Origin of the sequence: Cuniculiplasma divulgatum (assembly GCA_031200235.1) — an archaeon.
Classification (GTDB): Archaea; Thermoplasmatota; Thermoplasmata; order Thermoplasmatales; family Thermoplasmataceae; genus UBA509.
Map to the genome: position 1 here is coordinate 611,227 of CP133595.1, position 16,662 is coordinate 627,888.

Here is a 16,662-nt window from a genome sequence, read left to right on the forward strand (position 1 = left end):
CCTGCTTTCTTTGCAAACCGGTGCGTTCCATACCCAAGTTGAAACAATACTTCCTTCGCCGAAGAAGAGAAGCTGTTCTCGTCCATATCTCCTGTACGTCGTTTCATCTTTATGCAATATTTATTCTTATCGACTCGAAGGAAACGTGGAACATGAAAATTCAATGGCAGGCTTGCAGCAAACCTGCAATTACTTTCCCTTCACAACCCTGATGTCCACATTATCCCTTGATTTCCTGCTCAGCTGGCTCATGATCTCCCCTGCCATCCCTGCGGGAACCTCCAGCAGCCCGATCCATGATCCGTCCTTGCCCCATTCCTCCCTTACGAGATAACCGGTTCTGGCTATCTCTCCGTATACTTTTCCATAGGCATCCCCTGTAAGTTTCACTGCCAGCTTTGTTTTTTCCATCCTTATGGGAAGGATGGGCTTTATTGCCTTAAGCACAGCCTGAAGCTGCTCTCCTGCACTCTTGAATGGATCAATATGTATTTTTGCGTCGTCGATGGCTTGTGAGATACGTGCAGGAGGATGGGGGGCATTTGTCTGTGGGTTTATGGATTCCCTTGAAATCATGTCAATAATCTGCTTCCGCCTTCTCTCCAGCATTTCGTGCCTCTGTTCCGTGGTAAGCTGGATCTGCCCCTTCTTTATGATTTCAATGGCAATCTGCGCAACATCCGTGGTCTTGAAAACTTCTTTTATTGATTCCTCTCCGGCTTTCTCGCCTTTTCTGGCATCCTTGTATATTTCGTCCAGGGCGAGATCGTTTTCAACATCAATCTTTCCTTCCTTGATCCTGTCAGTTGCATCTGGATCAACAAATATCTCGAACTTATGGCCATGAGATTCGTATCTGGCCACTATAGCGTCCTCCACTCTGACCATGTCCGCAGATAAGTTAAATGGATAAAAAAATATTTATTGGGCTTTACGCCTTTTGCATCAGTTTCTCAACTTCTTCCTTCTGGTAAACATGGAACTTGTTCCCGACGTTTATTGTGGCAACTTCGGGATGCCTGAACTCTGCACTGTCCTCATTCGATGTCTTCAGCGCCTTGATTGCAAGAATAACTGCATCGTTTTCAGACAGGTCTTCCTTGTATTCTTTTTCAAGGAAAGCTGTAACCTGGTCCCTGAGTGCCCCTATTGTGACTGCCTTGTACTCATTTATGGTTCCTGCAGGATCACAGTCGAAGAGCCTTGGACCCATGCTGTCCGTACCGGCAAAAATCATTGCCACACCATATGGCCTAACTCCGCCGTATTGTGTGTACTGCTGCATCTGGTCTGCGACCTTCTTAACAAGGTTCTCTATGTTAACCAGTGAGCCGTAGGTGATTTTCTCCTGCTGTGCCGCAACCCTGGCAAAATCCACCAGGACTCTGGCGTCGGCTACGAGCCCAGAGGTCACTGTTGCCACGTAATCATCAATGGGCTGGATTTTCTCCATGGAATTCTGCTCCACCAGCCTGCTGCGAATCTTCTTGTCGGAAATCAGTGCTACTCCGTCCTTGTAACGGATTCCAATTGCCGTCGAACCTTTCTTTACTGCTTCCCTTGCGTATTCAACCTGAAAAAGTCTACCGTCTGGTGAGAAAACTGTGATCGCTCTGTCATATGCCATTTGGCCCTGCTGCATCTATGTCACCTTTTCGACCAATAGACTACACCAATTATTAAGGTTTCGTAGCGTGCGCAATTATACCAATCTCGAAATATTTAATCGCCAGATTCATATTATGTGGTGTTATGGATGCAGCAGAACTTTCCCGCCATGGTTACATTGTAATGGATGACCACATGCACCTGCGGGAGGATGGGAGGTTCACTGATGCTGTTCATATGTTTGTCTCTGCAGGAGGGAACTGCATAAATCTAGTCAACGTCCCCCGTGAGGATTTTTCTCTGGACCACTATTATGAGATCCTGTATGCCAACACGATCTCCATGGGGGACACCGTGCGGAATAAGTATGGGATTGCAGTGCTTGTTACCCTGGGACCATATCCACTGGACTACTTCAGGTTCATGAAAGCAGGGTATGATCCGGTTTCTGAAATGAAAAAGGGAATGGACCTTGCCATAAAGCTTGCAAAGGAAGGACGTTGCAACGCCCTTGGTGAAGTGGGCCGGCCGCATTTCCCTGTAGAGGACTCCGTTATGTCAGATTCCAATGAGATACTTGAATACGGTATGGAACTCTGCAGAGATGCGTCAATTCCCATAATGCTCCACACGGAGGACCTGTCAGAAGATTCGTACTCAAAGCTTGTGGAAATGGCGAGAAAATCTGGATTGCGCCCAGAAATGGTGGTGAAACATCATGCACTTCCGCAGGATCTTGCCATAGGCGTTCCTGTGCGAAAATCAATTCTTGCTTCAAAATCAAATGTCAGGAAGGCTCTTGCCATTTCTGATGATTTTCTTCTGGAAACTGACTATGTGGATGATCCGGGATCATGGAAGGTCATCCCCCCTGACAGTGTTCCAAGGAGAGTTTCCATGATACTACAGGAATTTGAAGACTGGGAATCTTTTGCCAGCAGATGCTGTATGGAACTCCCCACGGAAATTTATGGAAGGGAAAGTTTCAAGGCTATATTATAGCATTCAATCTGCCAGAAAGGTTGGAGGATGCAGGGCTCATTTTTGGGGAAACTCTGAGGGCTCTGGAAGTTGAATCACTGGCACGTGGAACAGGTATCTCGTATGGGATTGTCAGATATCCTGCAGTGCATTAAGACCCATCACATGAGAAACTGCGCTGACAGATGCGTTCCGTTCCAATGCTGTTACTTGCTGCATCATTGTGCTTTTCCCCATCATTGTCAGTCCTGAAGTCCCCTCAAAAAATACTTAATATAGGGATCAGCTATTAATTCCGATGACCTTCAACCCCCAACAGATTGACAGAATAACCGATGAATTACGCTCCTTTCTGAGGGTTGAAGTTAGATCCAGGAAGCCAAAGAAACTTGATCCGGCCTTTTACAGGAATATTAATTCGGCCCTTGAAACACTGAAGGATGAAGCCCAGACATACCTGAAAAGCCAGGATATTGACAATTACATAATGATCAAGGAGCGCATAAGTGATATAGAGCGTGATTTCAGGGCATTTTTCCAGAAGAGATTTGAAAAGATTTCCACGCTCTCCCTGTATGACCTGGATGGCGAGACCCTGGGTGCTCTGACACCTGAGGAAAAGGATTTCATCACAAGGCTGCATAATCTTATGTATGATGAATTCAACGTTCTCCTGAACAAGGTGAGCCCGGCCGAAGAGGTGAGGGAGGAAACTGAGGAGATCGTGGAATCCATTCCCGAACCTGAAGCAGCGCCTGAGGCAAAAGTTCCGCCGGAAGAAATTCAGCCAGAGGGCATCGCGACTCACTCCCAGTTTGTTGTTGTGAGAATTCTAGGAGATCAGCCACCAATTGCGCAGCCCGAAAGAGATTATTTTCTTCATGATAATGACATAATCTATATCCCCGATAAGTTCGCAGAACTACTGATCAAAAGAAAGGCTGCCCAGCTTGTGAACCTGAAATAGTTAAAATCATCGGAAAAAAATATTATAAAAAAGAAAAGGGCGAGGCATTGATCCTGCCTCTAATTTTATTTCTTCCTTACCGCCAGGACAATACCTGCTATGACTGCCACAACTACAACAGCTATTATTGCAAGATCAAGAGCACTTAGCGGAAGCGGGGAAGGTCCTGAACTGCTTGATATGATGGAATCGGTTATTGTAATCGTATGGTTAGAGAAGTGCGGTACATGAATGACAACCAGGTATCCCCCGTTGACCTGTTCGTATCCATAGTAAGCCGACGTGCTGCTTGTTGCGTTGATTGCTGTGCCGATGGATGAGGAAAGGTTTGCCAGGTGTCCGTCAAAGTACACGTATACCTTACCTGAGTTCATGTAGCTCTGGTTAATGAAGAAAACAAGGTTAGTGCCGGCGTGCTCAGATGACCCTACTGCGATCTGGATTTTTCCGTTTGCAATTGAGTTTATCTTCATGGACACTGAATTGTTCAGCATCATTGTGTAGTTCACTGCTGTGTTGTTAAGCGAATCTATTGCCACCTGTGCTGCCACCCTGCCCTTTTCCATTGCATATTCCACATGGGAGAATACTCCCGCTGGAACCCTGTTAAGTCCTGGAGGGGCAAGGAAATGCACTATTGCCACTTCAGATGTCTTTATTGTGATTATGTTGTCGGTTGCGTTGAACGTAACATTTCCGCCTGATATGCCAAGCATTCCCCTGAAGGTTGAGTTGTGTATGTAGTAAAGGTAAGTTCCGCGCTGGAACTGCTGTTCGAGTTCAAGTTGTGCTCCATCCTGTGTGCTCAGGTTCTGTGTGACAGATGTTGCGTTCATGTGGATCTGGGGGCTAGCAACTCCTCCAATCCTGCTCAGGTTAGTTATTGTGAGGCTGCTTGATATGTTGAGCTTCATTGTGCCGTTATTCAGTATCATGTCCAGCTGGAGGGCCGGGTTGTCGTGCACTGTATATATGTAAGAGCTGTTGGCATAGAAGAACAGGCTTCCATAGGTCATTGGGATTCCTGTCCTGAATGCAGGGAACATGGATGCGTTTCCAATGGAGCCGTTACCTGCTGATACTATGCTGTTGAATATCAGGGTATGGTATGAGCCGTTCGATGAATAGTTGCTTATGACGCCGGTCTTATTGTTGAAATTGAAGTTCACAAATCTGCCGGTGACGTTACCGGTTGAAGTGTTGTAGGTGAATCTGTTCCCGTAATCGTGCTCGTGCATGTACTTCTCCATGATATCCTTTAAGTTGCCCGATGCTACAAAGCCAGAAATCAGGATACCAGAATTGCTGGATACGCTGATGGAATTGTGCGATGAGGTGAGCGTCTGGGTTGCTCCATTGCTTATGAAATAACCGCTGAAGTTCTGGTTTGTCAGTTCATAAAGAGTGAGCGAAGAAGAGAATGACATGCCGTTCTGCATTGAGAACATTCCAGAGAAACTGTCGGAGTTCTTCATATCAAAAGTTCCTGATATCTTTGTCACTGTGCCATTGAAGGTGAAAACCTGCTTTGCCTGGCTGCTTGAAGATGCAGTCATCATGATGAGGGAGTTGGAATCCTGTCCGGAGATCAAGGTCATGTTTTTTATACTGAATGGAGCCTGGTTGTCCTGAAGATTAGTGTACCCGCTCAGTGATGAAAGGTTGTTTCCACTGGCTGTTACTTCCGTTGCAAGGATTACATTTCCCACGGAATCGCTTCCGGAATAGCTTACGTTTGTGATGGTTCCGTTGCCGTAGTAATCAAATGAATAATTCCCGATGCTTTTGACAGCGGGAGCAGGAGGCGAAGTAGCATAGGCGCCAGCCAAGGCCACCGCGCTTCCGGACATTATGACCACCATGGCAAGGACCATGATCATCTTACTGTTCATACTCCATTGATGACAAGATGTAAATATAAACTTATAGGTACAACTCAGCGCTCAATATTCCGTAGACCTTGGGAAATAAGGCTCCAGATAAAAATATAGATTTTCCTGGCATAGAAGACTCTGGGACATAAGTAGCCCTACCCATTCACAAGCATCAGGTTGTGCAGAAGTCCCTTGCAGAATCCTGAGGTCTCTATACGATCTTTTCTTCTCTGGAATATCATGTGCCCTGTCGATCTCTTGTCTGAGGAGAATCCTGCCTCGGAGTTGCTTCTTTTGAAGTATTCCCTCAGGTATGCTATGGGATCGTTCATGAACCTAAGGATCATATGCCTCCATGCCCATGGCCCCCTTATTCTGGAATTCTTCTTCGGTATGATGAATATCCTTGTGTTTTCAGAGAAGTCATCAAGTATGCTCTGTCCAGAATAGTATCTGTCCAGCCTGATGCTTTCCAGATCTATCCTCAGATTGGCGATCATGTCCAGGGCTTTCATGTATGCGTCCCTCTCCGATCTGAGGGAGACGGCATACCCAATGTACATCCTTGTACTGAGGTCCATCAGGGCGAATGAATAGACGAACTGCCCTTTCTTTACGGATTCTCCATGTTTCTCCCTCATTGATCGGTAATGCTTGGTTACAGTGAGGGAATAGCCTGTTCCATCGCCAGCAGCATCACATTTCCCGATCTCCTTTTTCCTCAGTGTTTCAATGAAGAGGTTGTTCAGTATCATGATAACAAGGGGATCTGAATAGAGCCTTTCAACGGTCTTGTATGAGATGATTCTGTCAATTCCAAACAGCGGCAGCCCATATGCCATTCTCCTGTTGCTTAGCTTCATTATCTCCTTTGTCAGGAGTATGAATGCTTTCTCCTTAGCGTTCAGTAAAGATGGCCTGCCATATTCATTTATGGCAATGGAGGATGCATGATCGATCATGGATCTGAGTTCCACTGACATTCCAAGAAGTCTTTTCCTGTATATTTCCTCATATTTCTTTGTATCTGAGATCACCGGCACTGAGAATTTCTGCCTGTACTCTTCTATCAGTGTGTTGATGTTATCCCTGAATGCCTCGTACTGATCCTGGGTGATCACGAAAGTATGATATATACCGAATATATATACATTTGTGAAGAAGGTTCAGGTTGTTGAGGCCAATGAGATTACTGTAAGAAACATTCAAGCCTATATGGAAAAAGTTGTGACAAAATTCGGATCAGGAGCAAAGGTGGATTGCCCCAAGGAATTCCTGGGAAAGAAGGCCTATCTCATAATTGAAAAAGACCAGGAGTGACGACTTCTGTCCCGAAGTCTGGCATAGAAATAATTTTTATATGGTATGAGATACAGACCTGGAGAAAAGCCCGAGGGCAGCTTACGCTCGAAAGAGTGAGGAAAGTCCCCTCTCCACGGTGAGTTCCAACTGCCGCAAGTCAGTGCCCCGGGAGGGACGGTTCAGGGAAAAGAAAAATACGGCTCCGACAAAGGATGATTCTCAGGATGACGTTCTCGGAATAACCGATGGAAACCCTTCCTGGAAGGAGAAAGTCTAAACAGGCCTTATGATGTCACCGAGAGGGCCGGGTAAGACGCAGCCATATGGCGAAAGTCGAATGCTGCCAGCCCGAAAGGGGTAACAGAAAGGGGCTTACTCCGGGCATTTCTCCAGCAAACCCAATTAATATATACATACAAGGTCTACGTGCGTGATAGTTATGCCTGAGAAGATGTGTGAGGTTCAGGGCTGCCATAATCCAAGCTTTAAAACCGTTCCTGCTGAGCTTGCCAAGAAGGTCTTCACCATAGACGAGAAGCGCACAAAGGTGCACCTATGCAAGGAACATTACAAGGAATACAAGAAGGAGACCAAGAAGGATCGGGAAGTGGACAGAATGGACTGGGTCTGATGGCCCCTGTGGAGCCATAGAAGGTTTTGATATCCATAGTTGTTACCACAAAGAATGAGGGAAAGAATCTTCCTCTTCTTCTGGACAGCCTGAGGGGTCAGTGTAGTGGCCACGAGATTGTAATAGTAGATTCATACAGTAAGGATAACACGGCTGATGTTGTCCAGCATTATTCGGAATTTCTCCCCATAGTCTTCAGGAGGGAGAGAAGTTCCAGGGGAGGCGGCAGGAATCTCGGCGTGCAACTGTCCAGAGGCGATTACGTCCTGTTCCTGGATGGAGATGTTACCGCATCTTCTGACCTTATTGAATCATACCAAAGAGCCACTGCTTCAGGTGCGGATGTCATAGCAGGAAATACCATTCCCACAGGCGTTGAAAAATTCAGGCTGGAGAGGGTCAAGCTGTTTGTTAATGGATTTGAAATCACCTCGCCCTCAGCAAACCTCTGCTACAGGAAAGACACATTCCTGAAACTGGGCGGATTTGACGAATCCTTTGTGACGGCCGAGGACATAGACCTTAACTTCAGGGCTGTTTCCCATGGATACAGGGCGGAAACCTGCAGCGGCTGCACGGTACACAACAGCACCAGGTCCGGAACTGGCGCATTCCTGAAACAGGCATTCTGGAACGGATATGGAAGATACCAGCTGAGAAGGAAGCACAGAAATGAGTGGGATCTTGTGACTAAGGGAAAACCGCTCAGGGAAAACCATGGCCTGATGAATTTGCTGAGGCTCGGCTTCGGGTCTCTGGGGTATGCCTATGCAATTATACGCGGGGGAAAATATCCCTGAAAACCTATTATTATAAAAGGTAATGGGAGCCTGAATGCAGTTTGAAGATAATGTCCTGAAGGGGGTAAGAAGATCTGAGATAAGGATATTCTTCAAGTTATATCCAGTTTTCAGAAGATACCTGAAGGACAGGGACGAGGCCAAGAGCGAGGAGGAATCGACATGGAGCTACAGGCGTGAAAGGAACGGCGTGAAAGCCGTAAATGCGTTCATAAGCCTTGGTCCCACCTTCATCAAGCTCGGCCAGGTCCTTTCCGCAAGGCCGGATCTTCTTCCCCGGGAATATATAAAGTCCTTTGAGAAGCTTCAGGATGAGGTTCCACCCGCCCCTTTCGCTGAAGTTAAGCCAATAATTGAGCGCAATCTCGGTCCCATCTCGGATCGCTTTGACAGTTTCAATACAGAGGCGATATCAGGCGCTTCCCTGGGGCAGGTATACAGGGCAGTTTACAACGGAAAGGAGGTTGCGGTCAAAGTGAACCGTCCAGATGTTGAAAACATCCTCCGCAGAGATCTGTATATCATTAACAGGATGCTGAAACTTGCCAGGGGACATGTTGAGAATTTTCTCTACCTGAGCGTAATGAATGTTGTCAGTGACTTCAACTCCCGGATTTACGATGAGGTGGACTACAGGAAGGAGGCTTCAAATGCCCAGAGAATCAGGAAAAACCTGAAGGGGAGAGAAAACATTGTGGTGCCTGAGATCATTCCTGAACTGAGCAGCAAGGAAGTCCTCACCCTTGAGTATGTCAGCGGCATAAAAATCACTGACGTAGAGAAGCTCAGTGCGACAGGCATAGACCTGAAGAACCTAGCTTGGAGGCTTGACCTTACATTCATGAGAATGCTTCTCCGCGACGATATATTCCACGCAGATCCGCATCCAGGAAACATATCAGTCATGCCGGATGGCCGAATCATACTCTACGACTTTGGTATGGTTGGCACACTTGACAGCAAGACACGTTTCTCACTGCTCTCACTCTATGACGGCCTGGTGAACACCGATCCTGATGCAATAATGGATGCCCTGATCTCCATGGGGGCACTTTCCCCTGTAGCCAACCGTGCAATCATGAGGAAAAGCATGGAACTTGCCATTGCAAATTTCTACGGGAGGAGCCCTGACGAAGCCGAAGTCAGGGAACTCTTTGAGATTGCCAACAATGTGATTTTCGAATTCCCCTTCAGACTTCCAAGGTCCCTTGTCCTCTACATGAGGATGTCTTCCCTTCTTGAAGGAGTGTGCCTGCAGCTTGATCCTGAATTCAAGTTCGTGAAGATTCTCAGAGAGCTCCTCTACAGGGAAGGCCTGCTTGATGAGCTTTACAGGAGGCAGCTGCGGGATTTCGTCAAGAAAACAGTAACGTCCCTGGAAAAAGGCATAGACGCACTTCCACTTCTCAAGAGGCGTCTTGAGGAAAGTGAACAGCCAGCACCAAGAAAGGTTGACAGGAAGATCCCCGCATCAATTTTCCTTGGATCCGTGCTAATAGCGTCGGTCCTGACCATGGTTCAGAGGCCGCTCCTTGCTGGAGTGGCCATAGCTGCTGACCTTGTTGGTTTTCTGGTTGTCCTGGTAAGAAAGTAGGTGTTTACTCCACCTTGATGGTCTTTACACCCTTGGCAGGTATCTTGATTACCAGAACGCCATTGGTGTATTTGGCTGAATAGTTCACATCCTGGTCAACCTCAACCGGAAGCTTGATCCTCTTCATGAATCTGTCGGGCCTCTGGTCCATGTATACAACGCCTTTCGTGGTTACTTCTCTTTCAGCTGATATGGTGAGTGAATCCTTCTCCAGCCTGACCGTTATGTCTTTCTTGTCAAACCCGGGTAGATCGGCCTCAATGACAATCTCGCCAGATTCCTCATACATTGTGACCGGCGGATATAGAAAAGTCATTATTTCCTTGGCCCTGTCTGAGAGGTTCTTTGCAACTTCTCCTGTGAAATACTTAAGCGGGTTGTACATATTTATCATTTTAAAATTGGTACGCTGTATTTAACCTTTCCTAACAGAAATCACGCCATCCTTAAAGTGGCAGAGCTTCCAGGATTACGATATTTAAGGAAAGTTTTGCACATGGATTTCATAGCTGCACTTGATTTTGGCTTTGTCAGAGCCGTGCCATGAAAAACACAGGGAGAGCGTAATTGCTTCAGGAAAAAGAATTCCCTTGGAGCTGAAATTATGCTATTTCCTCTACAATGCCTTCCGCAGCGGAATAGGGATCCACACGATCTTCCAGATATCTTCTGATCCTGATGTCATCCTGCAGTATGCCTGATATATCCTTCCTGAATTTCCGCCTCAGTTCCTCGTCTATGTGCATCTGCAATTCCGTCCTGAATTTCCTCATTCTGACCTCAGGGTGGTTCAGTGAGAAAGCCCTGTGCCTGTCTATGAGATCCAGAAGCTTGTCGTAGCCATCTCCATTCATGGAGTTCAGGCCCACCACCGGCGGTTTCCATTCTCCTCTTGGCATCATGGCAAGGGTTTCCTCTATGTCCTTCATGGCTATGTATGCCCCCTGCCTGTCCATCTTGTTTATGACAAATATGTTCCCTATTTCCATGATTCCGGCCTTGATGGCCTGTATCTCGTCGCCAAGTCCTGGCCCAAGCACAACAACCACAGTATCAGCAAGGTTTGAAATGTCCAGATCCGCCTGTCCCGCCCCCACTGTTTCAACAATTATGTAATCGGAGCCTGCAGCGTCCAGTATCTTCACGGTGTCCCATATTGATCTGGATAGCCCGCCAGTCAGCCCGCGGTTTGCAAGGCTTCTCATGAAAACCCCATGCTTTGTCAGGGATTCCTGCATCCTGATCCGGTTTCCCAGTAGAGATCCGCCGGTGAAGGGGCTTGATGCGTCGATGGCAACAACAGATACCTTCTTCCCCTGTTCTGAGAGCAGCGAGCATATTCGCCCAATCATGGTGCTCTTCCCTATGCCAGGGGGACCTGTGATGCCAACGATGTGGGCGTTTCCTGTCCGGGGAAAAATTTCCCTGATAAGATTTCTCACGGTATCTGAATCGCCATCATTCTCAACAATTGTTATGGCTCTGGATATTGATCTGGCATCGCCATTAAATATGCCGGAAACAAGACTGTCAAGCACCGGGTATCACTGACCTGCACTCTTGAGCTTCCTTACTTCCTCAGCCCGTTTCCTGATGTGATCAATTATGACTGAAATCTGGGTTCCCGGGCCGTAATTCCCGGAAATGCCCATCCTTTCCAGCTTTGGTTTATCAGCATCCGGTATGGTACCGCCTCCAACAATTGCTATGTCCTTCACGCCCTTTTCCCTCATAAGGTCTGCAACTTTCTTGAAAACTGTCATGTGGGCGCCATTGAGCAGGCTGAGGGCAACCACATCAACATCCTCATTGATAGCTGTATCCACGACCTGTTCCGGAGTTGGGAGCAATCCGGCATATATCACTTCCATGCCCGCATCCCTGAATGCCTTGGCCAGTACCAGTATTCCCCTGTCGTGACCGTCGATTCCAGGCTTCGCAAGCAGAATCTTTATGGGCCGCTCATTAAACAATGACTGGTTCTTTCCAGGTTCCAAAGACTTTCCTTCCGACATTTGAAATCTCCTCTATGGTTGCGTACGCCTCAACTGCCTTCAGTATATACGGCATGGTATTAACATCATCCTTCCTCATTGCTTCCTCCAGCTGATCCAGGGCATTCCTCACATCATTTTCGTCCCTGCTTTTCCTGACAGCCTTTATGCGGTCAAGCTGCTGCTTCTGGGCAGCCTTGCTTATCTTCAGGATGTTCAGAGGCTGCTCCTCCTTCTCAGTGTATTTGTTGACACCAACCATCACCTCTTTGCCCTCCTCAAGGCGAATCTGCCTCCTGTACGAGGTGGCGGCAATTTCCTTCTGTATGTAGCCGGCCTTCACCGCCTCAAGTATGCCGCCCATCTTCTCAATCTCGTCGAAATACCTGTAGGCCTCCTCTTCCATCCTGTTGGTGAGCCACTCCATGTAATAAGATCCGCCAAGCGGATCTATGACATCAGGAATCCCAGTTTCCTCAGCAATTATCTGCTGCGTCCTCAGTGCGATCTTAACTGCATCCTCGGAGGGCAGGGCCCATGCCTCGTCGTATGAATTTGTGTGAAGGCTCTGCGTTCCTCCAAGAACTGCTGCCATTGCCTCTATTGTTGTCCTTATAATATTGTTCAGGGGCTGCTGCCATGTCAGTGTGTAACCTGATGTCTGTGTGTGGAACCTGAGCAGGAGAGTTCTGGATTTTTTGGCACCGTATTTCTCCTTCAGGACTGTTGCCCATATCCTGCGGGCGGCCCTCATCTTGGCAATCTCCTCAAAGAAGTTTATTGATGAATTGAAGAAGAATGAGAGCCTTGGCGCGAAATCGTCCACTGCCAGGCCGGCCTTGATTCCCATATCCACGTAATAGAAACCGTCCGCAAGTGTGAATGCCAGTTCCTGCGCGGCACTTGACCCGGCTTCACGTATATGGTAACCTGAGATGCTGATGTAATTCCATTTTGGCATATTTTCCGTACAGTAGGTCATCATATCCCTTATGAGGCGAAGATGTGCCTCCGGCGGGTATATCCATTCCTTCTGCGCGATGTATTCCTTCAGTATGTCTGCCTGCACGGTGCCGGCCAGATCTGACACAGGAATCTTCTTCTTTTTTCCAACAGCTATATACATGGCCGTGAGTATTGCTGCTGGCGCATTTATTGTCATTGAGGTGCTTACCTTGCTGAGATCGATGCCCTTGAATATGATCTCCATGTCCTTGAGGGAAGTTACATTAACCCCACACTTGCCAATCTCTCCGTCTGACCTGGGATTGTCGCAGTCGAATCCATAAAGAGTGGGCATATCGAATGCTATGCTTAAGCCAGATTCGCCGTGCTTTATTAGGTATTTCAGCCTGCGGTTGGTATCCTCCGGCGTTCCAAAGCCCGAGAACATCCTCATTGTCCAGAGCCGCCCACGGTACATATTTGGGTAAACTCCCCTTGTGAAGGGAAACTCACCGGGGTAGCCCAGAAGATTCTTTTCAAGATCCTGCGGAAGATCGGCACTGGAGTAAAATTCCTTAATGGGAATGCCTGAAGAGTTGGTATGCTCTCCGTCAACATAATTAGTTTTGCTGTTCCACGGATCAAGAGTTGTTGATTTCCATCTTTCATAATCCTCATTGGATTTTGGAATCGTATGCCTTATTTCTTCAAGTTTTCTGGAATAATAATTCTGCGGGTCGGACATAATACAATAAGCCAAACGGAAATTAAAACTTTTTAGTGATAGCCTTCTGGATTTCCGGCAATTATTTTTTTCTGTTCCATAATCTGACTGGTAATCAGAACTGCATTCACATGATTTGGTGCCACGGTGTGCAGAAGACTCTGTGAACATTTGCGGAAGCCAGAAAACACGTTTTGCCCTGGCGACGATTAGAATGAATTCCTCGTGCACATGCCATGCCCGCAATTCCGGTTCATCTGGTTCACAGGCCGGAACTACAGCGAATATCCGAATATTCCGGAAAATCAAGGATATGTTTCTTTAATGATTGTCCTGAAAGTATCTTCCCGCACATATCCCCGCACACGCCGCTCTATTTTCCCCCTGTTAAATAAAATGAGGTACGGAACGGTCCCTATTTCAAGAAAATCAAAAACTGACGTATCTTTTTCATAATCTATTGAATAGAAGTCCATTTCAGGATATTCAGAACTGAGTGGGATCAGGTATTTCTCAATCATACGGCATGGGTGACACCAGTCGGCCTTTACGTCAAGAATAAATGTCCTACCCTCTCGGATAATATTTTTTAATTGCGGAAGATCGATTTCACTGAACACTTTATGGAAATGTGAAGATCACCAATAATCTTTATTGATCATCTCATCGTAAATTTCTGACAGCCTGTTCTTGTTCTCTGTTTCGTGTTCCGCAAGTTTCCTGAAAACATTGCTTGAAGATGGGCCCTTGTATTCCTCCGACATTATGCTGAGCACCTTCTGGAGATCATTGGACATCTTAATTGCTGAAAGAAGAACGCTTCCCAGATCGTTGGGATTCGGATCATCCAGGTCGCTGGAGAGAATATGATCAAGCATGCCGTAATCAATGCCTGTTGAATCATTTGCCCCCATCTTCATAGTCCCTGTTTCCATGGCCTTTCTTATGAGCCTTATATCCTCGCTTTCTTTTTTCTTCAGGTCGTCCAGGAGTTTCTTTACGTGGTCCAGCATGGACTGGTTGTAGAGCTCTTCGTACCTCTGGGACACCCTTTCCTTCAGTCTGATGGTTCTTCTGAGCAGCTGGTTCCTGACCTCCTCGAACGATTTTCCTGAAATCGTATTAATTTTCTTAATTTCGTTTGTTCCCATGATAATAACACTCATGTGACCACTGGGATATAACTATTTCGATACATCTGTGGATATATTATGATTTGTAGTAATATATTGATCAGGTGCATTTTACCGGAGTCTCATCATATTGCCCCTGCGGTGGACTATATAAAGAAAGATAGCTGGATGCGGTGACTATGTTGATGACGTACAGTCATTGCCATGAATCATTGAATGGCAGCACGAAAGTGCTGCTGGAGCCCTAGTCTGAATATCGCCAGTCTATAAGTTAATCTATTAACAGCTGCTTCACCTTTCATGAAAATTTCTCCATCCATTATATCCTCAAGACTGGAAGTGCTGGGGGAAGAGATTGAAAAATGTGACGCGGCAGGTGCAGATTCGTATCACCTTGATGTCATGGATGGGCATTTTGTTCCCAATCTCACAATGGGACCGGATTTGATCAGTGCAGTGAGGCGCAAGACAAAGAAACGTCTTGAATCCCACCTTATGATAGAAAGACCGGACCGGTACTACAGATCATTTGTAGAAGCAGGATCCGATATTCTTCTTATCCATGCTGAATGCCTCGTAAACTTCAAGAAACTCAGGAAGGATATTGCTGATTCGGGCGCAGAATTCGGCATTGTGATAAATCCGGAGACCCCCCTGAGTGAAGCTTTGCCTCTCCTTCCGGAGTCAAGGATACTTCTCCTGATGTCAGTGCATCCAGGATTTTCTGGCCAGAAATTCATTGGCAGTACGGTTGACAAAATCAGGGAGGCGAGATCATATATAGAGAGGAACGGACTGGATACCGAGATAGAGGTGGACGGTGGAATCAACGATAAAACTGGAAAGTTATGCGCCGATGCCGGGGCAGATATCCTTGTTTCAGCTTCCTACATTTTCTCGGGAAACATCCAGGAAAGAATTGGAATATTAAAAAACCTGAAGCAGGACTAATTAAGCAAAATCGATTATTATCCTGCCATCCCTTATTCTGGAATATTCCTCCAGAGCTGCACCAATATCATTGAAGTTGAATCGCTTCGCTACCGGCACCCTGACCCTGTGTGTCTTCATTATTTCCAGAGTTTCTGTGAGATCTTTCAGGTCGCCGCCAGTTGATCCAATGATGCTTACTTCTCTTGTGTAAAGGGAAGCTATGTCCAATTTTGCCTCCCTGCCTGTGAGAACCCCGAATGAGACCAGCGTTCCTCCTGTTTGAATATGCTTCACTGCATCATCCCAGAACAGTGATCCAAGAGAATTCATCACAATATCTGCCCTGAACTGGTCCGGAATCTTGCCGTCTCCAAAGACTTCTGTGCAGCCATATTCCCTGACCCATTCCTTTCGAGATACCCCGTAAACATCCAGTCCCATTATCCTGGCGAACTGTATGGCAAATATCCCTGTATTTCCTGAAGCACCGTAGACCAGCAACTTCTTCCCTGCTGAGGCCCCAGCCCTCTTGAGCGCCCGGTAAGCAGTAAGGGCACCGATGGGGATGCTCACTGCGGTATCGTTGTCTATGCTGTCAGGGATTACAATTGCATTTTTCTCTGGGACGGTAACATACTCTGAGTATCCGCCGTTTGTTACCACTCCCCAAATGCCTCCATTTGTGCACAGGTGTTCCCTGTGAGTTCTGCACATTTCGCATGTACCGTCGAAAACCCTGTTGTAAACCATAACACGCTGCCCCTTCTTGAATGATCTGGAATCCCTTTCAACAATACCCATCACTTCCGAACCTGGAATATGGGGCACGGGCTTAAGATTGTACACAATATTCCCATTTATGAGGTTGTAGTCCAATGGATTGAGGCCTGCAGCAACCACTTTCACCAGCACATCTTCCCTGCCGGGATCAGCTATCCCGGTCTCCTCTATCCTTACTGCGGAATTCCCGAACTTCGGACCAACAAAAACTGCTTTCATGATTGAGAAATTGAAATTTAGATATAACATGTTTGTGGCAGAGAACCTTTGAATAGGAGGCATCGGTGAGATTACGCGGTAAAAATTCCGCATAAAACTGCCCATGTTCTAAAAAATGTGTGTCTTCTTCGCGTCTTTTCTATCCCTGTCCTGCATCTTCGTGCATTGAATCTGCGC

Annotated in this window: 18 protein-coding genes and 1 other RNA gene; 8 read left to right on the plus strand and 11 right to left on the minus strand. The window is 46.7% G+C overall.

Annotated features, from left to right (window positions below; all coding sequences use genetic code 11):
* Positions 1 to 189: 189 nt before the first annotated feature.
* Together RE469_03355 and psmA are read right to left on the minus strand one after the other, a co-directional pair.
* Positions 190 to 888, minus strand: coding sequence for a ribosome assembly factor SBDS (locus RE469_03355; GenBank protein WMT45238.1), 699 nt, complete (start codon positions 886 to 888; stop codon positions 190 to 192).
* A 43-nt stretch (positions 889 to 931) separates the two neighbouring features.
* A complete protein-coding gene (gene psmA / locus RE469_03360) occupies positions 932 to 1,642 on the minus strand; it encodes an archaeal proteasome endopeptidase complex subunit alpha (GenBank protein WMT45239.1) in 711 nt (236 codons plus the stop codon).
* Positions 1,643 to 1,752: 110 nt separating this feature from the next.
* Here psmA and RE469_03365 point away from each other — a divergent pair, with 110 nt between their 5' ends.
* Together RE469_03365 and RE469_03370 are read left to right on the plus strand one after the other, a co-directional pair.
* The gene (locus tag RE469_03365; GenBank protein ID WMT45240.1) at positions 1,753 to 2,610 is read left to right on the plus strand and encodes a TatD family hydrolase; all 858 of its coding nucleotides are present in this window, start codon (positions 1,753 to 1,755) and stop codon (positions 2,608 to 2,610) included.
* 277 nt (positions 2,611 to 2,887) lie between these two features.
* Positions 2,888 to 3,556 carry a hypothetical protein gene (locus RE469_03370; GenBank protein WMT45241.1) on the plus strand — a complete coding sequence of 223 codons (669 nt, stop codon included), beginning with the start codon at positions 2,888 to 2,890 and terminating at the stop codon, positions 3,554 to 3,556.
* Positions 3,557 to 3,621: 65 nt separating this feature from the next.
* On the opposite strand, the gene RE469_03375 is transcribed toward RE469_03370, so the two are convergent.
* Together RE469_03375 and RE469_03380 are read right to left on the minus strand one after the other, a co-directional pair.
* Entirely contained in the window at positions 3,622 to 5,448 is a 1,827-nt protein-coding gene (locus RE469_03375; GenBank protein ID WMT45242.1) for a hypothetical protein, read from the minus strand.
* 137 nt (positions 5,449 to 5,585) lie between these two features.
* Positions 5,586 to 6,575 carry an ISNCY family transposase gene (locus RE469_03380; protein WMT45674.1) on the minus strand — a complete coding sequence of 330 codons (990 nt, stop codon included), beginning with the start codon at positions 6,573 to 6,575 and terminating at the stop codon, positions 5,586 to 5,588.
* 10 nt (positions 6,576 to 6,585) lie between these two features.
* On the opposite strand from RE469_03380, the gene RE469_03385 reads away from it, so the two are divergent.
* The 5 genes from RE469_03385 to RE469_03405 all read left to right on the plus strand — a co-directional run bounded on the left by RE469_03385 (position 6,586) and on the right by RE469_03405 (position 9,757).
* Positions 6,586 to 6,750: a DUF2080 family transposase-associated protein gene (locus RE469_03385; protein WMT45243.1), complete on the plus strand. Its 165-nt coding sequence runs from the start codon at positions 6,586 to 6,588 to the stop codon at positions 6,748 to 6,750.
* Between the two features lie 64 nt (positions 6,751 to 6,814).
* Positions 6,815 to 7,119: RNase P RNA component (rnpB, locus tag RE469_03390), an RNA gene on the plus strand.
* A gap of 52 nt (positions 7,120 to 7,171) precedes the next feature.
* On the plus strand, positions 7,172 to 7,363 hold the full coding sequence (locus RE469_03395) for a hypothetical protein (protein ID WMT45244.1): 192 nt from the start codon (positions 7,172 to 7,174) through the stop codon (positions 7,361 to 7,363).
* A gap of 26 nt (positions 7,364 to 7,389) precedes the next feature.
* Positions 7,390 to 8,163, plus strand: a complete 774-nt coding sequence (locus RE469_03400; protein ID WMT45245.1) for a glycosyltransferase — start codon at positions 7,390 to 7,392, stop codon at positions 8,161 to 8,163.
* Between the two features lie 34 nt (positions 8,164 to 8,197).
* Entirely contained in the window at positions 8,198 to 9,757 is a 1,560-nt protein-coding gene (locus RE469_03405) for an AarF/ABC1/UbiB kinase family protein (GenBank protein WMT45246.1), read from the plus strand.
* 4 nt (positions 9,758 to 9,761) lie between these two features.
* On the opposite strand, the gene hsp14 is transcribed toward RE469_03405, so the two are convergent.
* The 6 genes from hsp14 to RE469_03435 form a co-directional block, all read right to left on the minus strand.
* Positions 9,762 to 10,142, minus strand: coding sequence for an archaeal heat shock protein Hsp14 (gene hsp14 / locus RE469_03410; protein ID WMT45247.1), 381 nt, complete (start codon positions 10,140 to 10,142; stop codon positions 9,762 to 9,764).
* 217 nt (positions 10,143 to 10,359) lie between these two features.
* Positions 10,360 to 11,295: a methylmalonyl Co-A mutase-associated GTPase MeaB gene (gene meaB / locus RE469_03415; GenBank protein WMT45248.1), complete on the minus strand. Its 936-nt coding sequence runs from the start codon at positions 11,293 to 11,295 to the stop codon at positions 10,360 to 10,362.
* Between the two features lie 6 nt (positions 11,296 to 11,301).
* On the minus strand, positions 11,302 to 11,772 hold the full coding sequence (locus tag RE469_03420; GenBank protein WMT45249.1) for a cobalamin B12-binding domain-containing protein: 471 nt from the start codon (positions 11,770 to 11,772) through the stop codon (positions 11,302 to 11,304).
* Positions 11,723 to 13,441: a methylmalonyl-CoA mutase family protein gene (locus RE469_03425; GenBank protein ID WMT45250.1), complete on the minus strand. Its 1,719-nt coding sequence runs from the start codon at positions 13,439 to 13,441 to the stop codon at positions 11,723 to 11,725. The genes RE469_03420 and RE469_03425 overlap by 50 nt, the downstream gene beginning before the upstream one ends.
* Positions 13,442 to 13,725: 284 nt before the next feature.
* A complete protein-coding gene (locus RE469_03430; GenBank protein WMT45251.1) occupies positions 13,726 to 14,040 on the minus strand; it encodes a thioredoxin family protein in 315 nt (104 codons plus the stop codon).
* 18 nt (positions 14,041 to 14,058) lie between these two features.
* Entirely contained in the window at positions 14,059 to 14,571 is a 513-nt protein-coding gene (locus RE469_03435; protein ID WMT45252.1) for a hypothetical protein, read from the minus strand.
* 282 nt (positions 14,572 to 14,853) lie between these two features.
* Between RE469_03435 and rpe the strand changes: the two genes are divergently transcribed.
* Positions 14,854 to 15,504: a ribulose-phosphate 3-epimerase gene (gene rpe / locus RE469_03440; protein WMT45253.1), complete on the plus strand. Its 651-nt coding sequence runs from the start codon at positions 14,854 to 14,856 to the stop codon at positions 15,502 to 15,504.
* On the opposite strand, the gene RE469_03445 is transcribed toward rpe, so the two are convergent.
* Positions 15,505 to 16,485, minus strand: coding sequence for an alcohol dehydrogenase catalytic domain-containing protein (locus RE469_03445; protein ID WMT45254.1), 981 nt, complete (start codon positions 16,483 to 16,485; stop codon positions 15,505 to 15,507).
* Positions 16,486 to 16,662 lie beyond the last annotated feature (177 nt).

What these genes read in the sequence shown, in the direction of transcription:
- RE469_03420 (WMT45249.1), bottom strand. Translation starts at nt 11,772, where the DNA reads ATGTCGGAAGGAAAGTCTTTGGAACCTGGAAAGAACCAGTCATTGTTT.
- RE469_03435 (WMT45252.1), bottom strand. Translation starts at nt 14,571, where the DNA reads ATGGGAACAAACGAAATTAAGAAAATTAATACGATTTCAGGAAAATCG.
- RE469_03425 (WMT45250.1), bottom strand. Translation starts at nt 13,441, where the DNA reads ATGTCCGACCCGCAGAATTATTATTCCAGAAAACTTGAAGAAATAAGG.
- RE469_03375 (WMT45242.1), bottom strand. Translation starts at nt 5,448, where the DNA reads ATGAACAGTAAGATGATCATGGTCCTTGCCATGGTGGTCATAATGTCC.
- RE469_03365 (WMT45240.1), top strand. Translation starts at nt 1,753, where the DNA reads ATGGATGCAGCAGAACTTTCCCGCCATGGTTACATTGTAATGGATGAC.
- RE469_03370 (WMT45241.1), top strand. Translation starts at nt 2,888, where the DNA reads ATGACCTTCAACCCCCAACAGATTGACAGAATAACCGATGAATTACGC.
- hsp14 (WMT45247.1), bottom strand. Translation starts at nt 10,142, where the DNA reads ATGTACAACCCGCTTAAGTATTTCACAGGAGAAGTTGCAAAGAACCTC.
- psmA (WMT45239.1), bottom strand. Translation starts at nt 1,642, where the DNA reads ATGCAGCAGGGCCAAATGGCATATGACAGAGCGATCACAGTTTTCTCA.
- RE469_03355 (WMT45238.1), bottom strand. Translation starts at nt 888, where the DNA reads ATGGTCAGAGTGGAGGACGCTATAGTGGCCAGATACGAATCTCATGGC.
- RE469_03395 (WMT45244.1), top strand. Translation starts at nt 7,172, where the DNA reads ATGCCTGAGAAGATGTGTGAGGTTCAGGGCTGCCATAATCCAAGCTTT.
- RE469_03445 (WMT45254.1), bottom strand. Translation starts at nt 16,485, where the DNA reads ATGAAAGCAGTTTTTGTTGGTCCGAAGTTCGGGAATTCCGCAGTAAGG.
- rpe (WMT45253.1), top strand. Translation starts at nt 14,854, where the DNA reads ATGAAAATTTCTCCATCCATTATATCCTCAAGACTGGAAGTGCTGGGG.
- RE469_03405 (WMT45246.1), top strand. Translation starts at nt 8,198, where the DNA reads ATGCAGTTTGAAGATAATGTCCTGAAGGGGGTAAGAAGATCTGAGATA.